Origin of the sequence: Peribacillus sp. RS7 (genome assembly GCF_041956845.1) — a bacterium.
In the GTDB taxonomy this organism is placed as follows: Bacteria; Bacillota; Bacilli; order Bacillales; family DSM-1321; genus Peribacillus.
The window spans coordinates 4,445,017-4,462,209 of the sequence record NZ_CP168135.1 but is presented as its reverse complement, the minus strand read 5'-3'; the positions used below and the strand labels follow the sequence as shown (position 1 = coordinate 4,462,209).

General features: G+C 39.8%; 16 protein-coding genes. 2 read left to right on the top strand and 14 right to left on the bottom strand.

Features of this window, described 5'->3' with window-relative positions; all coding sequences use genetic code 11:
• Positions 1–86 precede the first annotated feature (86 nt).
• A complete protein-coding gene (locus tag ACDZ29_RS22285; RefSeq protein ID WP_375088683.1) occupies positions 87–452 on the top strand; it encodes a DUF3899 domain-containing protein in 366 nt (121 codons plus the stop codon).
• A gap of 6 nt (positions 453–458) precedes the next feature.
• Here ACDZ29_RS22285 and ACDZ29_RS22280 read toward each other — a convergent pair whose 3' ends face one another.
• From ACDZ29_RS22280 to ACDZ29_RS22260, 5 genes are all read right to left on the bottom strand, one after another.
• The gene (locus ACDZ29_RS22280; protein ID WP_375088682.1) at positions 459–1,403 is read right to left on the bottom strand and encodes a dipeptidase; all 945 of its coding nucleotides are present in this window, start codon (positions 1,401–1,403) and stop codon (positions 459–461) included.
• 205 nt (positions 1,404–1,608) lie between these two features.
• Positions 1,609–2,685 (bottom strand): alanine/ornithine racemase family PLP-dependent enzyme, encoded by a 1,077-nt coding sequence (locus ACDZ29_RS22275; RefSeq protein ID WP_375088681.1) that lies wholly within the window; start codon positions 2,683–2,685, stop codon positions 1,609–1,611.
• Positions 2,682–3,770, bottom strand: a complete 1,089-nt coding sequence (locus tag ACDZ29_RS22270; protein WP_289324907.1) for a DUF1611 domain-containing protein — start codon at positions 3,768–3,770, stop codon at positions 2,682–2,684. Before ACDZ29_RS22270 ends, ACDZ29_RS22275 begins: the two co-directional genes overlap by 4 nt.
• 601 nt (positions 3,771–4,371) lie before the next feature.
• Positions 4,372–4,875: a DinB family protein gene (locus ACDZ29_RS22265; protein WP_375088680.1), complete on the bottom strand. Its 504-nt coding sequence runs from the start codon at positions 4,873–4,875 to the stop codon at positions 4,372–4,374.
• A gap of 257 nt (positions 4,876–5,132) precedes the next feature.
• Positions 5,133–6,128 (bottom strand): D-cysteine desulfhydrase, encoded by a 996-nt coding sequence (locus tag ACDZ29_RS22260; protein WP_375088679.1) that lies wholly within the window; start codon positions 6,126–6,128, stop codon positions 5,133–5,135.
• A gap of 454 nt (positions 6,129–6,582) precedes the next feature.
• On the opposite strand from ACDZ29_RS22260, the gene ACDZ29_RS22255 reads away from it, so the two are divergent.
• Positions 6,583–7,296, top strand: a complete 714-nt coding sequence (locus ACDZ29_RS22255; RefSeq protein ID WP_289316575.1) for a GntR family transcriptional regulator — start codon at positions 6,583–6,585, stop codon at positions 7,294–7,296.
• Positions 7,297–7,491: 195 nt separating this feature from the next.
• Here ACDZ29_RS22255 and ACDZ29_RS22250 read toward each other — a convergent pair whose 3' ends face one another.
• From ACDZ29_RS22250 to ACDZ29_RS22210, 9 genes are all read right to left on the bottom strand, one after another.
• Positions 7,492–8,100, bottom strand: coding sequence for a nucleotidyltransferase family protein (locus ACDZ29_RS22250; protein WP_289324904.1), 609 nt, complete (start codon positions 8,098–8,100; stop codon positions 7,492–7,494).
• On the bottom strand, positions 8,093–9,142 hold the full coding sequence (locus ACDZ29_RS22245) for an XdhC family protein (RefSeq protein ID WP_375088678.1): 1,050 nt from the start codon (positions 9,140–9,142) through the stop codon (positions 8,093–8,095). The genes ACDZ29_RS22250 and ACDZ29_RS22245 overlap by 8 nt, the downstream gene beginning before the upstream one ends.
• Positions 9,143–9,263: 121 nt before the next feature.
• Positions 9,264–10,538, bottom strand: a complete 1,275-nt coding sequence (locus ACDZ29_RS22240) for an MFS transporter (RefSeq protein ID WP_375088677.1) — start codon at positions 10,536–10,538, stop codon at positions 9,264–9,266.
• A 144-nt stretch (positions 10,539–10,682) separates the two neighbouring features.
• Positions 10,683–13,061 carry a xanthine dehydrogenase family protein molybdopterin-binding subunit gene (locus tag ACDZ29_RS22235; protein ID WP_375088676.1) on the bottom strand — a complete coding sequence of 793 codons (2,379 nt, stop codon included), beginning with the start codon at positions 13,059–13,061 and terminating at the stop codon, positions 10,683–10,685.
• Positions 13,062–13,074: 13 nt separating this feature from the next.
• A complete protein-coding gene (locus ACDZ29_RS22230; RefSeq protein WP_289327303.1) occupies positions 13,075–13,551 on the bottom strand; it encodes a (2Fe-2S)-binding protein in 477 nt (158 codons plus the stop codon).
• The gene (locus ACDZ29_RS22225) at positions 13,551–14,393 is read right to left on the bottom strand and encodes an FAD binding domain-containing protein (RefSeq protein WP_375088675.1); all 843 of its coding nucleotides are present in this window, start codon (positions 14,391–14,393) and stop codon (positions 13,551–13,553) included. Before ACDZ29_RS22225 ends, ACDZ29_RS22230 begins: the two co-directional genes overlap by 1 nt.
• A gap of 90 nt (positions 14,394–14,483) precedes the next feature.
• Positions 14,484–14,933 (bottom strand): carbon monoxide dehydrogenase subunit G, encoded by a 450-nt coding sequence (locus tag ACDZ29_RS22220; protein WP_375088674.1) that lies wholly within the window; start codon positions 14,931–14,933, stop codon positions 14,484–14,486.
• A gap of 445 nt (positions 14,934–15,378) precedes the next feature.
• On the bottom strand, positions 15,379–16,359 hold the full coding sequence (locus ACDZ29_RS22215) for a VOC family protein (RefSeq protein ID WP_375088673.1): 981 nt from the start codon (positions 16,357–16,359) through the stop codon (positions 15,379–15,381).
• Positions 16,360–16,378: 19 nt separating this feature from the next.
• Positions 16,379–17,167 (bottom strand): SDR family NAD(P)-dependent oxidoreductase, encoded by a 789-nt coding sequence (locus ACDZ29_RS22210; protein ID WP_375088672.1) that lies wholly within the window; start codon positions 17,165–17,167, stop codon positions 16,379–16,381.
• Between the last annotated feature and the right edge of the window lie 26 nt (positions 17,168–17,193).

Genomic DNA, 17,193 nt, shown 5'->3' with positions numbered 1-17,193 from the left:
AAAACACCACTGTTTATCATTTTTATCAGTTTCGAAATATTCCCATGTTATAATCAGTTATATTGACTTTAGGAGTTGTCATCTATATGTTTCGTTTAAATTTATTTATCATTTTGGGAACGCTTTTCTTATCAACTCTACTATCCTTTTATTTCAATCATTCTTTTAATAGACTAATATGGATAAATAGCCTTTTTAGTTTTTCACTCTTAATGACTCTCGCTGGTGGAGCGTTGCTCGTAATCCAAGGTGGATTTTTCAATGGAATAATCAGAAGTTTCAGAATTATCTTCCGGAAAACAAACCCCTTTCAACAAGTAATTGAAGAGATTGAAGGAAAAAAGGAGGAAGCATTCCCCCATTTTTCATCCTTCAGATTAACTTTTCTCTTGTTATATTCCGGAATTCCACTGTTGTTATTTTCCATTATCTACTCTTGGTATATTTATTGACTGTTATTAGCGGGTATTTTCCAGCATTGTCGGTCTATGATTTATGAAGTTTTGATAAGCAATACCTTTTACTTCTTCTTCTTTAAAATGCTTTAATAACTCATTAATTAAATTCTGATACATCGAAGAATTCTCTAAATCTTTAATCGTTAGCTCTACTCCATCAAAATCTGAACCTAAACAAATATGATTTACTCCCCCTAAAGAGCAAAAATGGTCAATATGAGTAATCAAATCTCCAATGCTCACCTCCCCATCCACTTTCACAAATGGCGGATAGAAACCGATTCCAACAAAACCGTTTCGATTAAAGAGCACTTCTGCTTGGCGATCTGATAGATTACGTGGATTGTCGTGAAGCGTCCTAGAATTAGAATGACTTGCAATTGGATACTTCGCTAAGTCAATAACATCCCAGAAAGATTTTTCGCTTAGATGGGATACATCAGTCCATACTAATTCTTGATTGTTTAATATGACGATCTGTTTTCCTAACTCAGTTAGTCCCGCTCCTCTTTTTTCTTCTATACCGTCTGCACAAAGGTTTGACCCGTTCCATGTCAAGCCTATGGACATTATGCCTAAACGATATAGAATCCTTAATTTAGTCAAATCATTCCCGATAACATCTGCCCCTTCTAATGTTAACATTCCTCCTATTTCATCGGGTTTGAGGTTTTCAATATCATCCCAACATATAATATGTTTCACCTTAGGGTGCTTAGCTAAAATTTCAGTGTGAAAAATATCAATCTGTTCTAACGCAACTTGAAACTTTTGTTCCGTCTTTATATGTGCTGGTACAAATATTGCAAAGCACTGTAAGGACACTTCACCTGCCTGTAAGCGACTAAAATTTGTATGTAGTTCATTTGAATCACTAAACCTTATCTTCCTAGGTCCACCCCATAATCTTACAAGAGCGTCGCAATGTGTATCTATAATCTTCAAAGTACACACATCCCACCCTTTGAATTTCAAATATAATGCACTTTACATGTGAAGTTTTTCTCAAGATGGGATATTTTTTCATGTTTTTCTTGATAAATTTTGATTCATTGTATAATTGGCTCATTAAAGGATAGCTTTTTCGCCTTTCATTTTTAACGAATGAATGGAGAAGAAATGGAGTTTATTACGTGGAATGATGACTTGCTTAAATGGCGTTGCTGTATTTTTTATAAACATAAGGAGAAGTCATAATGGAAAGAAGCGCACCATAGTTAAGGTTAAAAGTGACTTCGTCTCCTACTATCAGATTACACTTTTTTGGATCAAGCACGGTGTGATCACTACTCGAACCAAGGATCTCGATATCCGTTGTCGGAATTAACCCTCCCACCAGAACATCCTGATTACCCACTCCAAGAATAACTCTACTCATTTGGCCACGATCTTGAAATTTAGGAAAGACTCCAAAAGCATTCTGACCTATTTCCCCATAGGGTACGGATGGTTTTCTTTTCGATTCAATAACTTCAGTCACGAAAGTGAACGCATCAGTATATAAATCCGGGATGGCCAGTCTATCTAAGGTTTCACGACCCAAATAAATGGATTCGCCCAACCGTAAATTGTTAACCTTCCCTACTGAATCAACTGCCATGAACCAATTATAATTGGCAGAGTTCCCTCCCGATATATAGGAAAGAGGAAGAGAGAATTTCGTTTCAACTGCGCTGGCCAGTAAAGATAACATGCCCATTTTCTGCTCGTTTGGTTTTACTCCTCCAAAGCAGGCAAAGTTAACTCCTATGCCCACTATTTTGACACCTTGGAGTTTCAAGACCTCTGAAATAAAAGAATCTAGATCTTCAGGCATGATTCCTTCTCTTAAATCTCCCATTTCGATCATAAGAATAATCTTCTGCTCCTTGTTATGCCTTAAAGCAGCTTCTGATAATTTTTCAATAACGGAAAACTCGGTATTCAAGCTAATATCTGCATTTTTTATAACGGAATCCACTTCACTTAAAGAAGGAGATTTTAATAATACAAAGTTTGCCTTGATTCCTGCATCACGCATTTTTTGGAGATTGGCAACCTTCGAATCTGCGAGCATATGAATCCCTTGATCCAATAAGATCCTTGCTATTTCCGGAGCTCCGCAAACCGTTTTTGTAACGCCCATAATCTCAATATTTTTTGTGCCATATATTTTAACAAGCTCTGCTGCATTATGGGCAATTTTTGCAAGGTTGATTTCGATCCTTGGTGTAAAAGAATGTGTCATTTAATCAATGCTTTTTCCTGTTTACCATTCAAGTTGGGGAAGGCATCAAAAATACTTGCAATCAGTTTGTCGCAGCCAAATTTTAGTACATCAGTCGTTGGAAGTTTAATATCCTCTTCATATTCGGAAATTGTTTTAGCCAGCTCATCATCGGACATGTTTTCATGGTTGATGGTCACCGCAATCACTTTTGCCTTTGAAAAGTTTTCAATAAGATCGATCTCGCTTTTTACCGTCGGCATTTCCATATAGCTAAAGTCACCTAAATGTTCCCGTTTGGGTGCGTGCTGAATGATGACCGCTCCGGGTCTTGATCCTCTTATTATTCCACACGAACTTATATATGCTGGGTGGCTTAACGCCCCTTGGCCTTCGACTATAATAATATCCGGATTATCATTTTCATATGCCTTCATGATTTGGTTTTCAATTTCACCTGTCATGAATTGGGACGGGATTGCATCAATCGCCACACCGTATTTCGCCCCCTGTATCAGTCCCGTTTGTCCCGTCGCAATAAAAGCGACATTAAAGCCCCTTTTTAGTAAGGCATCTTCGAGCAGAACCGACGTTGTACGCTTGCCTATTGCACTATCCGTACCAAGAACGGCTACAATGGGTGTATCAATGTTTAAAATCCGTCCTGAAAAGAGATGCATATCCTTTTTTCGTGCAGGTTTTCTTACGTCATGGATCGTGATATTGAATTGTTCTGCGTGCTTAATGAACTCTGGGTCATCTGTAAAAAACTCATGAAGAGGGTTAACGATATTCATCCCATGTTCCATAGCTTTGAGAAGGAGATTTCTCTCATCCTTTTTAAGGAATGCCTCTGAAGGAGCTATTCCATATATGAATTGATCAGGAACATTCTGTATATTTTCGAGTGCCTGGTTAAGGTCCTTGAATATAGGTATTCCATTTTTCTCCCCAATAAGGTAATCGCCCGCATCCATTCCAGCCTTTGTACTATCAATCACACCAACAATCTCAAATTTCCTAGAGCTTCTAACTAGTCCATTAGCTGTCTTTCCATCCATTGTCCCAAAATTATTTTCACAATATACTATAGCTGTTTCTTTCATAAGGCTTTTCCTCCCAAAATCTATTTTTACGACCATATCTCGACTTAAAGATATTTTACATATTTAATCAATAAAAGAACTCCTGATCCATAAAAAAAAAGCCATATTTAGGAGAAAAATTGTAACTAATTTTCAAAATATACAAAATTTTCACCCACTTTTACAAGTATAGCATAGTTGACGAATAACTGTTCGATTTGTTTAGTTTTATTTCAAGACTTACGATTTGTTCCGCACCATCCATTTTTTATTATGTAAATATAGTAAGTAATCTCCTTTTTCCCTATTTCAGCCGTAAGTATTTTTCAAAGTGAAGTTAAAGTGCTTTTCATTCAAAACAGCAAACTCATAGTAACTGTTCTTATGTTAAAGCCCCATTTTTACGTACAGCTTAATAGCTTTGTTCTCTGCAAAAGCACTTAGCTCCCCCCTTCTGTTTCATAAAAGGAAAAGCTCTTTAAGACAGCTCCGAAGTTTTAAGGGTATTCCACGATTAAAAATCCCAATTTCTCAGTCTATGAATGAGGAATGGGGATTTAAATATTAAACAATAGAACCTTTTTGTTGAAGATCATTACTTAAGCTTTATAAGATAGCATAATTATAGTCGTGGATTTTCCACACCTAAATGAATCCAATCTTCTTTTGGCGGCCCATAAACCCCAGAAGGTTTTATTCCTGCTTGACGCATCAGAACCGTAACTTGTCCCCGATGATGAACAATATGCTTGATTAGCCCCATAAGGATGGACGCATTTGTTTCCTGTCTTCCAAAAGCTTCTTGTATTTGTTCTAAGGATTCGTCTGTCCATTGATGTTCAATAATTTTGGCTGCATGAGAACTTACATTTTTAAAAGTAATAGCTATTTCCTGGGCTGAAGATGGGACGTTTTCTGCACTTTCTATCCGATCAATCTTTAAACCGAAATGAGCTAGATAATCTGGAATGCTTGTTGTGAAATGCCACGCAATTCTTCCCAAAGTACGACCTTCAGGATAAACTTGTTGTTCTAATGAATCATCTGTCAAGCTATCCAAAACCTTTTGAGTCAGTATAGCTTCTTTATTCCATTCTTTAATAAAATCTGAAATTGTAATATACATATAATCCCTCCCTATTCCGATAGATAATTACTTACTCAAAGAACATTATAAAACATATGTTCTCCCCATTCAAATTTAGTTGAAATAAAGAGTTATAAACTAGGAATTAATGACTCATATTGGAATTTGCCTGCATATTAAGTATAGAAAGAATCCCGTTTAGAATACTCTCACTGCTTCTGTTGTCTTGCTAATTGAGCTATGCAAATGAGCGAGCTTTTTCCACTTTAAGATTAGTATTTATTATTCAATGACATTTAATTAAAGAGAGAAGTATTGGCGTATAACGATGAAGCACCACCAGAGTGTACAAAAAGGATGTTATCCTCCGGCTTAAAGGTGCCTTTTTGGATTAAATCAATGAGTCCCGCTGCCGCTTTACCCGTGTATACCGGATCCAGCAAAATCCCTTCTGTTCTTGCCATAAGCTTGACAGCTTCCACCATTTCAGGGGTAGGCAAAGCATAACCAGGACCGACATACTCATCCAAACACGTAACAGCCTCACGAGGGATTGAATTTTCTATGCCGATATGTGTTAAAGTTTCTCTAACAAGCTGAAAAACTTTCTCTTCTTGTTCAGCTTTTCCTCTGCTTACATTTATGCCAATTACTGAAATTCCACTTTGATTTCCATGAAATCCTGCCACCAAACCAGCATGCATTCCCCCACTGCCGCTTACACAAATAACGGCTTTCAAATCTATCCCTTGCTCAAAGGACTGTGCTAAAATCTCCTGAGCGCATGCAACATATCCCGTTGCACCAATGACATTGGATCCTCCAACGGGAATGATGTAAGGTTTATGTCCTTTCTCCGTTACCTCTTTAGCCACTTTCTGCATTTCTTGCATTAAGTCCGCTCCATTAGGTACAACTATAATTTGGTCAGCCCCCAATAAATGATAGAGAAAATAGTTACCGTTAAAATCCGGCTCTGAATTTTTTGAAAGCCCCTCTTCCAACACTAGGATGCATTTCATTTTCTCTTTAACGGCAGCAGCTAGTGTCAAGCGGCAATGATTCGATTGAATGCCTCCACATGTAATCAACGTATCCGCGCCTTGTTCCAATGCATCGGCAACAAGGAATTCCAGTTTTCTTGTTTTATTTCCCCCAGCCGTCAGACCAAGCATATCATCTCGTTTAACATATATGGATGGGCCCCCAAGAACTTCAGAAAAATGATCTAATCTCTCAACTGATGTATATGTTGGTGTATATCGCTTTCTAGGAAATTGTGCTAAATTCATTATAAAAACTCCTCCTGTATCCTCTGTTGTACATTTGAAAAAAAATCAATCTGACGTTCTCGTTACTTTAGAAAATAAATAATAGCAAACACTTCTATTTCCATCATAGCATGTTTAGGTAAACGAGCAACTTCATTGCACTTCTAGCAGGATAGAATACATCATTCATCACGGCAAAGTGACTATATCAAACCGATGTTTACTGTAAGTTTGCTTCCACTTATTCTATGACTCCCTTGTTTTCCACTATATTATCGGGCAATTCCCTAGATTATATAAGTCACCTCTTGGATTTGAAATAAATGCTAAATCATTAGTTATGCCGAAACAGAAACGGACTCGAACCATTGAAATGTATAAATAATCAAAAGTCTGAAGCATTGAAATGACTTCAATCGTTTTTTAAGATAAAATAAATATACTTGTATATAATTGGATTTTAGAAAGGAGCACCATGGAAACCAAACACTATCAATATATTACAGAACAAATAGAACATTATTCTTCTAAGCCCTTAAGGGAAGCTATATTTTTTGTTATTAAAAATGCGATCATCGAAGGGGTATTTTTACCAGGAGATCGTTTAACGGAAGATGATATCGCCCAACAATTCAATTGTAGCCGTACACCGGTTCGTGAAGCTTTGAGGAAATTAGAACAGGAAAATTTGCTTCAGGTGAAACCTGGTATAGGTATGGTCATATCCAATGTGGATATTGGACTTTTGCAGCAAGAATTGGAAATCAGGAAAATGCTCGAAAACTATTCGATACAAAAAGCATGTGAAGGAATTACGGAAGAGGAATTAAAAAAATTGGAATGGGCAACGGATAAACTGCAAGGGGCAATAAATAGTAATGACCGAATAGCGGCTAGTCGTGCAAACATTGAATTTCACCGCTTATTATATTCCTACTCGAGAAATACCTTTCTCCAAAAGACTACTGATTCATTATGGCTTTCTTTAAGAATTTCCTTTTTGTCGGCCCGTAATGAAGATGTTACAATGGTTGATAAAGGCTGGTATGAGGATCGGAACAACGAGCACTTACAGTTAATCCATGCAATTCGTGACAAAGATGTAGAAAAAGCAATAAAGGTCAATACAATCCATATCCAAAAAAGTCATGATTATTACCTTGATTACATAAAACGTATATCTGAATAAAATTAACATTAATAAAAGGGTGCCTATTTGCGATATTCAGTCCGCAATTGTAGGAACCCTTTTATTTTATGCCACATTTAAAGACCCTCAGGCAGTATACGATCGATTCGCGTGATATTCCAACCTTCTCTCGCTTATTCCGGCCATCCGCGCGATATTTCGTCCAGTATTACTCATGTCATTCATTGGTTTGCATTATGAATCCAAATGCAGTTTCACTTTCAGGAAGTCTTCTGGCGTGTCAATGTCAACTCCCCACATCGGATTATCAAAAGAAACTGTTTCAGTCACCCGGGCATATTTCCTGAGGATTTTTTTACCACCTTGATCACCTTCTATTGAATGGAATTCATTGAGGATCACTGCATCCACTAGTATCGGATGTCCTAAGTCTCCTTTATATTTCGGTTGTACGATCCGTATTCCTTCATCTTTACATGCTGTATATTTTTGAATTAAAGCTTGTATGATGTCAGGGGAAATGAGCGGCTGATCCGCAAGGAAGATCATGACTGCATCCACATGTTCTTTGATGGATTGAACTCCAAGTTTTAAGGAGGTGGACATTCCATCTGCATACTTCGGATTATGAATAATCTTCAATTCTGGAAAATCAGCACAATGTTGACGCATTTCTTCTATATATTTACCGGCAACCAAGAAGATGGGCTGCATGGAACTGCCAAGGATAGGATGAATGACATGACGAAAAAGAGGTTGGCCCCGTAAAGGAAGTAACAGTTTAGGTTCTCCCATTCGAATGGACATGCCTGCCGCAAGTATGATTGCGCCTATTTTAGGCATGAATCTTCACTTTACCATGCAAGGGTGCAGGAATTCTTCCATTCCTTACAGCCATAAGTTCTGACACAATACTTAGTGCAACTTCTTCCATCGTTTCAGCACCGAGGTCCAAACCAATTGGTGAGTGAATTGGACCGCTGTTGAAGTCTTCTCCAATGGTATTGAGCATTTCCGTTGTACGGGAGATTGGGCCAAGCACACCAATATATCGTGGGTCACTTTTTAAAGCCACTTGTAAGGTTTTCTCATCTAAAGACTGGACATGATTCATGACTACCCACCATGATCCAGTGAATTCAAAAGGATTTATTTCCTCTGGGCATTTTTGCAAATTCGAACCCAAAGGAAACAGACGATCATTATTGAAATCTTTACGTGAATCCAATACCGTTACGGAAAACCCAGCTTTTGCCGCCAAATCAACAACTGGTACAGCATCTCTGCCAGCCCCAGCGATTATCAAATGCTCACTAGGCTTTATAGCATCAATTAAAAACCGGTTTCCCTCCAGGTTCACCATTTCCGCACGAGTTTGTGTATCCATCACCATTCTTGCTTTTTCAATGACTTCAGAAGGCACATTCTCATGATTTCCAATGAGGTTACCATATTTATCGATGATTAACCCTTTACCGGTGGAGACATCCAATATCAATGTGAATTTTTGACCTTTCTGGACAATTTGATTGGTCATGATCCAGAATTCGTCATCTGGCTCAATAGGAAGGATAAATATATCCAATTTACCTTTGCATCCGATTCCCAATCCCCAAATTTCATTCTCGCTTAAGTCATATTGGTGTGTGAGGAAAGTGTTGGTTTCCATAGCTTTTTCCGCCCAGCCATATAAATCGTTTTCCAAACATCCGCCACTTATCGTGCCAAACATCTTGCCGTCCGATGCCATCATCATTTTTGCACCTGGAAGTCTGTATGCAGAACCTTTTACACCTATCTGCATGACCATAGCTGCTTTTTCGTGCCGCTCCCATGCTGAATTTATATTTTCCAATACATCCTTTAGTTCTTGTAACCTTGACATACTTAACCCCCTTCTTGAAATCTGATATTCACATATTTGGAAGCAAAAAAAGGGAGACAAATAGAAAATGCCCATTTGTCTCTCCCCCATTATTCATTTTCAGTAATTTAAATCAGATCACCTAATATCCTTTTCTGACTAAGAAAACACTTAAGATTAGGGAGAGGGCAACAAAACATAAAAGGGCAATAAACCCGCCATTATATGAACCGCTCATTTGACTGAATAATCCGACAACCATAGGTCCTAGAGCTGCAATTAAATAAGATACACAGCCGAAAACCCCACTGATGCTCCCCATTACCTCCGGTGATGCGACACGGTGAAGTATGGTCATGGTAAGGGCAGCTGGCATAAACAAAAGACCTATCAGTAAAATGCTCAATACGGCCGCAACTGTGCTGTCAGTAGTGAAAAGGGAGAAAAGCATGAAAACGATGATAAGCCCGCATGCCCCGCATACAAAAACAGCCCTTTTCATGAATCGATCAGAGAGAAAGCCAGCAACCATTTGTACAACAATCGCTAATGCAAAACCCCCGGCATTTATTACAGCGGAATTTACAAAAGCTATCCCTTTTTCTTCCGTTAAATAGCTTGGTAAAAAGGTGGAAATTCCATAGTAGGCAATGGAAATGCAAGAATAAACAATCGTTAAGATCCAGAACATCGGACTCGTAAGAACCGCTTTTACATTCCCTTTATTTGCGGCAGGAGTTTTCCCCTCTTTTTGATTACTTTGAATATAGTTTAATTCCATTGAATTAACTGCATAATGCTTAGCCGGATTATCTCTTGTCATGATCACAAATATAATCAAGCATACGACCGATAATGCTGCAAGTATAAAGTAACTTTCCCTCCATCCGTATGTAGACGCTATGATGGCTATTAGCGGAAGCCCGATAACTGGCCCTATCGCATTCCCGTTATACCATGTTGTTTGTGCTTTTGCTTGTTCATTCTGCGGGAACCAGCTTGAGGTCAATTTCAGTGCCATTGGATACAGGACACCTTCTCCGATTCCCAATATGGCCCTGGACCATAAGATTGCACTAATGGAATCGGCCATTCCACCTAAAACCATCGCAAATGCCCATAGAGTGATCCCAATGAGACCGCTGCGTAGTGCACCAATCCTATCAACGATGAAACCCCATGCTAATTGACCAAAAGCATAAGTCACTAAAAATATGCTGCTAAGTGTTCCTTTCACTAAGTTTCCATCAATGCCCAAATCAGTTAGAAAAGGCTTGTTGGCCAGTAAAATATTTATATTTGCCTTATCCATCATGGAAACAGTGAAAAGAATAAGCAAAGGAAAAGCCGTAAAGAACCAACGAGTGTTCGTCATTTTCCCCGATGGAACTTGCAGTTGTGGATTTAATTTATTCAAGAAAATCAGCCCCTATTCATGAAATGTTCGTAACGAGTGTAATCCCCTATTTACACCTTCCATTTTCATGCTCGTCTGTCATTCTGTCATGGCATAGGGTAATATCCATCAACAATGAATCCTGAATCGCTAAAATGAATCCTTTTAACCTACTTCGATTTTATACTGTTTCCTTTCCGCTTCCTTAATCCAATTACGGAGTTTACTAGGGCTAATGGGCAATTGATTGATCATGATTTCTAATGGATCGAGCGCATCAACGACAGCATTCGCTATCGCTGCAGGCGGCGAAATGGCTCCACCTTCACCTACTCCCTTGATACCAAGTGGATTTCTGGTGGAGAGGAATTCTTGATGGGACTTTTCTACAGTCGGGATCTCCATGGATGTCGGCAATAAATAATCCATATAAGATCCAGTCAACAGTTGACCTTTCTCATCGTAAACGATTTCTTCATATAGGGCCGCACCAATTCCCTGGGCTATGCCACCCTGAACCTGACCATCCACGATCATTGGATTGATGACCTTTCCTGCGTCATGGACCACACTATAGCCCTTCAACTCGACAAAACCTGTTTTCTTATCCACTTCCACCATGGCAATGTGGACGGACGATGAAAAAGTAACAGTCGGCGGAACGAAGTAATGTGTGACTTGCAGGCCTGGTTCCATTCCTGCTGGCACCTTGCATCTGTTTCCTGGACGTGCCGCTTCCGCAATTTCCTTATAGGTCACACATTTTTCAGGTTGGGTCTTAACAAATGCTTTACCATTCTCCATTTGTAAATCAGAGGAGTTCACTTCAAGCATGGCAGCTGCGACAACCAATACTTTTTCCCTTAATTTTGCTGAAGCAATTTGAATGGCAGATCCAGCATTTACTGCACTCCTGCTTGCGTACGTCCCGGCACCAAAGGCTAAGTTTGCTGTATCCCCGACCCTTATAGTAATTTCATTGGGGCTAAGCATTAATTCATCCGCACAGATTTGGGAGAATACCGTTTCGTGTCCCTGCCCTTGTGGGGATGCTCCAAGATATGCCACAACTTGACCGGAACCATCAATCGTGACATAGGCGCTTTCGAATGGACCAGCACCGGTTCCTTCTACATAAGTTGAAATGCCGACACCGACAAGCTTTCCTTGCTTTTTCCACTTTTTTTGCTGCTCTCTAAAGCCTTCGTAATCAACCATTTTCAACCCTTGATCCAGTGCTGCAGGATAATCCCCGCTATCATAAATCAGCTGTGCTCCATCTTTAACCAAAATCCCTTGGTCATAAGGCATATCCTCCGCTTGAATCATGTTCTTTCGCATAACTTCCACCGGATCCATTTTCAACTTTCTAGCGACCATATCGATAATTCGATCCATTACGAAAACGACCTCTGGTCTCCCCGCTCCCCTGAATGGAACATTCGGTGTTTTGTTCGTTAAGACAATCTGGCAAGTAGAATCATAGTTTGGAATCTTATATGCCCCCCTTAGATGGTAGGCACTATTGTAGGCGCATGTTAAACCAAAATAATTAACAGCGCCACTATCTATAATGAAATGATCTTTAATTCCTAAAATAGTGCCATCCCGATTATAAGCAACCTCAACATCATGGATTTGATCCCTTGAATGGCGGGCACTTGTCATATGTTCAAGGCGGTCTTCAATCCATTTTACAGGTCTATTCATTAACTTGGATAAATATGGAACCATAATTTCTTCTGGGTGAACCCCACCCTTTGGTCCGAAGCCTCCACCTACGTCGGGTGCTGTCACCCTGATTTGCTGTTCAACCAAATCCAATGATCTAGCTATATAAGTTCTAATCTCAAAAGGGAGCTGGGTAGAAGAATAAACATGTAATTGATCGGTTCGGTTTTCATAGGTTGAAACGACCCCCCTCGTTTCGAGCGGGTTGGAAGAAACTCTAGGCGTTTTGATTCTTGCCTTTAGAATATGATTTGCATCCTTAAGCGACTGTACGGCATTTCCTGTCGTAACATGAAAATTTGACTGGATGTTACTCTGTAAGTGTTCTTGAATCAATGGTGCGCCTTTTTCCAATGATTTGAATGGATCAACAACCACTGGTAATGTTTCATATTTCACTTTTATTAAATCTGCTGCATCTTCAGCCACATAACGGTTTTCTGCAACTACGACTGCAATTGGTTGCCCTACATACATCACCTTATTCTTGGCCAGGACATCTTCATAACAAAAATGGATAGTAGGATTGATCGCTTCCACTAGATTGGGAGGCAAAGCACAATGGGATTCAAATTGGACAAGAGGCTTTATTTTTCCATCTATATCCTTTCCGGTGAGGATTGCATGTACACCTTCCAATGCCTGAGCTTCGCTGATATCAATCCCTTTGATGGTGGCATGTGCATGCGTGCTGCGGACAAAGACTGCTTCAACCATATTTGCCATTCGGATATCTCCCACGAATTGCCCTGTACCTGTAACCAAACGATAGTCTTCCTTCCGTTTAATACTTTGGCCAACGTATTTCGTCATGCCTCATCCCTCCTTAATTGGACACCGTCTGGGCAGCCTGCTTGACAGCTTTAATAATGTTGGAGTAGCCTGTGCATCGACATAAATTTCCTGATATGCATTTTCTTATTTCTTCTTCACTCGGATTTGAATTTTCTTCCAGGAAACTTGAAAGCGTCATCAAAAAACCTGGTGTACAAAATCCGCACTGCAGGGCATGATTGTCAGAAAAAGCTTGCTGTAAGTGACTAAGTTCCCCATTCTCTTGGATCAGTGACTCCACAGTCTTGACTTCACATCCATCCGCTTGGACTGCAAGCATTAAACATGAGCGGACTGGATCACCATTAACCTGGATTGTACAAGCACCGCAAACTCCGTGTTCACAGCCAATATGTGTTCCAGTAAGTAACAGGTTCTCCCTGATAAAATCCGATAATAGCAATCTAGGATCTACTTCCCTCGAAATATCTTGTCCGTTAACTTTTAGGTGTATCTTAATTCCCTCCATCACATCACCCTGCCCCCTTGTGCACGAACGGTCGCTTGCTTTAAGGCCCGGATGACCATCGTACCAGATAGTTCCCTTCTATATTCGGCAGTACCATGGAGATCCGATTCAGGTTCGACCAACTCCATGGTTAAATCACCCGCTTCGTTAAAAATTTCCTCAGTAGGTTCCTTTCCAACTAAAAGACTCTCCACATCCTCTAAAAGTGTGGGAACGGAGTTCACTCCACCAATAGCTAATTTAACATCAGAAAATCTGCCATCTTCACATAAATCCACTACTGCAGCCACCTCAACCAAACCAAAATCCCCATGCCTTCTGGCCACTTCAACAAATGCCGATCCACTAGTCGGTTTTATGCTCGGGAACCGAATCTCTTTAACCAATTGATCCGGCTGCAAGGATGTTAGCATATAGGTAAGGAAGAATTCTTCAGGGCTCACTATTTCTTCGCCATTTACATCGGCAATGACAATTTCACCTCTTAAAGCGGTTAAAACGCATGGTAGCTCCGCAGATGGATCCCCATGGGCAATACTGCCACCAACCGTTCCCCTATTGCGAATTTGTTCATGGCCTACCCACCGGATCGCTTCCGATAGCAATGGACACTTTCCCTTAACCAATTCAGATTTTTCTATTTCCGTGTGTTTCGTCAAAGCTCCGATAACCAGTGATTCACCATCTTCCTTTATATAGCTCAACCCTTCAGCCCTACCTATATCAATAAGGTATTTAGGTGTTGAAAGTCTCATATTCAATAATGGGATCAAACTTTGACCACCGGATAAAACTTTCGCATCTTCTCCGTATTCCGATAAATAGTGGACCGCTTCTTCCATGCTCGAAGGTCGAAGGTAATTAAACTTAGCTGGTTTGATAGGAACCCCTCCATTCTTATTTCACCTTTCAAATTGGTTTGAATGACCGCATCAAATTCTTTGATGTGTTTTTAACTGTTTCTCCATATCCTTAAAGAATTTACCTGCCATGAATTTTGCAATACCACCAATGACCCTGCTTCCCACACCAGCGATCATTCCACCTATATCTGCGTTACATTCCCAAATTAATTGGCATCCCTCACCATCAGGAACGATTTTACAGGCCATTTCCGCAGAAACAAAACCCGGCTTCCCGCTGCCTTCAGCATTTAAGATATAATGATAAGGCACTTCCAAATCCCTCAATTTAACCTTTCCCGTATAGTCACCTTTTACAGCTGCAACACCAAGCTTTAGTTCAACATCGTATTCGCCATCTGCAACTAATGACAGATCTTGACATCCTGGTATGGCATTCTTTAGTAATTCCGGATTATGCATAGCTTCCCAAATCACTTCTGTACTATAAATAAAGTTTATTTTTCCTGATATCTCCAATTCATTCAGCCTCCATACGTACAAATTTTTGTTATAACCCGTTTGTTTCTTGAAAAGATTAACAATTTAAGATGCATACATGTATACATCTTAAATTAAATTTTTAGAACAAAAGGACGCCCTTTAATAATATTAATATTCAGAATTATTTGTCAACTACTTTTTTCTTTTGTTGCTAAATATCTCACTTTTATCCAACCGTACAAGGCAATGGTGAAGTCCCCCGCTTGCCCATTGCCTTGTAAATGCTTTCTACGGTTTTAATTTGTCCAGTAAGTTTATCAACTGCGAAGTGGGTATGCTGATGAATGGCTGAACTATAGATTATAGTGAATAAAAGTTTCGGATATATAGACTCCTGGAGTTCAATATTCCTGATTATGTAAGTTCAAAGGGATCAGATAATTGCTTTCGGAACACTTTTTGATGATCAAATGAAATACGATTACCCATCAAAACGTTCTAGCAATTCAATAATCACTTTATAGGTCGAGGATGTATCCATATAGGCATATCGGCCTTTTCCGTTAAAAAAGTTCCCTGTCTGTATGACCGGGTACCCCATTTCTTCCAACATCCTCATTTTATCCTCCATGTCTTCTACGACAAACGAGATATGGTGAACTCCCTCTCCATATGTTTCAAGATGATCTTTCCACGTGCTAGGTGATTCGCCCGGCTCGATCAATTCAATCTGAATTAACGGAGTATCGATAAACATATATTTTGATTTTCCTTCAGTGGGCTGCCCTTTGTAAATCACATTTGTAATTTCGGTGGGACCCGAATGAATGATGGGAGGTTTTTCAATACCCAACAACTCACAATATGCATCTGCAGCCGCATCCAGATCTTTCACAACCAGTGCAAGTTGTTCCACTTTGTTTGTCCCTAATAGCGGCTGAACTCTTGCATCTTCAGGTCTTTCCCATTCCGTTTGTCTTGGTTCTGCACTTTCAAGCAGTTCAACTAAGGTTTTGTGATCATCCAGTGTATCCACATATACATATCTGCCGTCACTTGAAGTGAATTCGCCCGTTTGCAAAACCGGGTATCCACTTTTCTCCATGATTGGCAGTCTCTTTTGGATAGAGTCAACATCAAAAGCAATATGGTGGATCCCTTCGCCCACTTCATCCAGGAACTCACGCATCGTTCCTGGATTTTTATCCGGTTCTATTAGTTCAAATTGCACGGTTGGTGTATTCAGAAAAGCCAGTTTAGATTTTGATTCCGTCGGCACACCTCTAAAAGTGACTTTCGAAACAGAACTGTCCCCAGTTAAAAATGGTTCTGCCTTCTTAATGCCCAGCAGTTTTGTGAAAGCTAGGTTAGCAGCTTCAATATCTTTTACAACAAATGCGAGTTGATTAATATTCCTATTGCCCAATAGTGATTCAGCCATAATTATTAACCTACTTCCCATCGTTTATTTTGTTATAAACTCATCCCAGTCCGCGAACTGACAATCCCCCATCACTGGAAATGACTTCTCCGGTAATTGCACGCGCTTCATCCGATGCTAACAGGACATAAGCAGCTACATGATCTTCGGGCATCTGGGCAAGCTGAAGTGGGTTTCTTTTTTTTATGCTTTTGGCCTTCGTATCATTATCCACGATTTTCACGAATGGACTTAGAGAAGGGATGACGGATAATGCTGTCAGTGTACCACCAGGCGCAACCGCATTCACCCTAATATTCGGAGCGAGTTCAAAGGCAAGTTGGCGCATCAACCCTATTTGAGCATGCTTGCTTGCTGTGTACCAAACCCCGCCGCCATCAGGATAGAAACTAGCACCGGATACGGTGAAAATAATATTGCCATTCGATTTTTGCAGTTCTTTAAGAGCGGCTTTCGCACCGAAGAAAGATCCTTTTACGTTGATATCGAGCAGAAAATCATATGCATCGGAAAGTGCCTCGGGAGTTACGTCGGCAAATTTAGCAAATCCATCAAAGACTCCTGCATTGGCAACGAAAACATCCAGCTTTCCAAATTGCTTGACAGTGGCCTGTACAGCCCTCTCATTGTCTTCATATTTACTTACATCACCTTGGTTAATGAGAATCTCTTCACCAAATTCTTCTTTCATTTTCTTTAGCGTTTCTATCGAGCGGCCGATAATGCTGACTTTTGCCCCTTCTTGTATAAAACGTCTAGTGACAGCCTCTCCTATACCTGAATTGCCTCCGGTAATCAACACTACTTTATCCTTTAACGCCATTGCCATTGTAACCAGCCTCCTTGTTTTTCTCT

Coding starts and splice junctions, on each gene's coding strand:
- ACDZ29_RS22285 (WP_375088683.1), top strand. CDS start 87: ATGTTTCGTTTAAATTTATTTATCATTTTGGGAACGCTTTTCTTATCA.
- ACDZ29_RS22275 (WP_375088681.1), bottom strand. CDS start 2,685: ATGACACATTCTTTTACACCAAGGATCGAAATCAACCTTGCAAAAATT.
- ACDZ29_RS22270 (WP_289324907.1), bottom strand. CDS start 3,770: ATGAAAGAAACAGCTATAGTATATTGTGAAAATAATTTTGGGACAATG.
- ACDZ29_RS22265 (WP_375088680.1), bottom strand. CDS start 4,875: ATGTATATTACAATTTCAGATTTTATTAAAGAATGGAATAAAGAAGCT.
- ACDZ29_RS22260 (WP_375088679.1), bottom strand. CDS start 6,128: ATGAATTTAGCACAATTTCCTAGAAAGCGATATACACCAACATATACA.
- ACDZ29_RS22255 (WP_289316575.1), top strand. CDS start 6,583: ATGGAAACCAAACACTATCAATATATTACAGAACAAATAGAACATTAT.
- ACDZ29_RS22250 (WP_289324904.1), bottom strand. CDS start 8,100: ATGCCTAAAATAGGCGCAATCATACTTGCGGCAGGCATGTCCATTCGA.
- ACDZ29_RS22245 (WP_375088678.1), bottom strand. CDS start 9,142: ATGTCAAGGTTACAAGAACTAAAGGATGTATTGGAAAATATAAATTCA.
- ACDZ29_RS22235 (WP_375088676.1), bottom strand. CDS start 13,061: ATGACGAAATACGTTGGCCAAAGTATTAAACGGAAGGAAGACTATCGT.
- ACDZ29_RS22230 (WP_289327303.1), bottom strand. CDS start 13,551: ATGGAGGGAATTAAGATACACCTAAAAGTTAACGGACAAGATATTTCG.
- ACDZ29_RS22225 (WP_375088675.1), bottom strand. CDS start 14,393: ATGGAAGAAGCGGTCCACTATTTATCGGAATACGGAGAAGATGCGAAA.
- ACDZ29_RS22215 (WP_375088673.1), bottom strand. CDS start 16,359: ATGGGAAGTAGGTTAATAATTATGGCTGAATCACTATTGGGCAATAGG.
- ACDZ29_RS22210 (WP_375088672.1), bottom strand. CDS start 17,167: ATGGCAATGGCGTTAAAGGATAAAGTAGTGTTGATTACCGGAGGCAAT.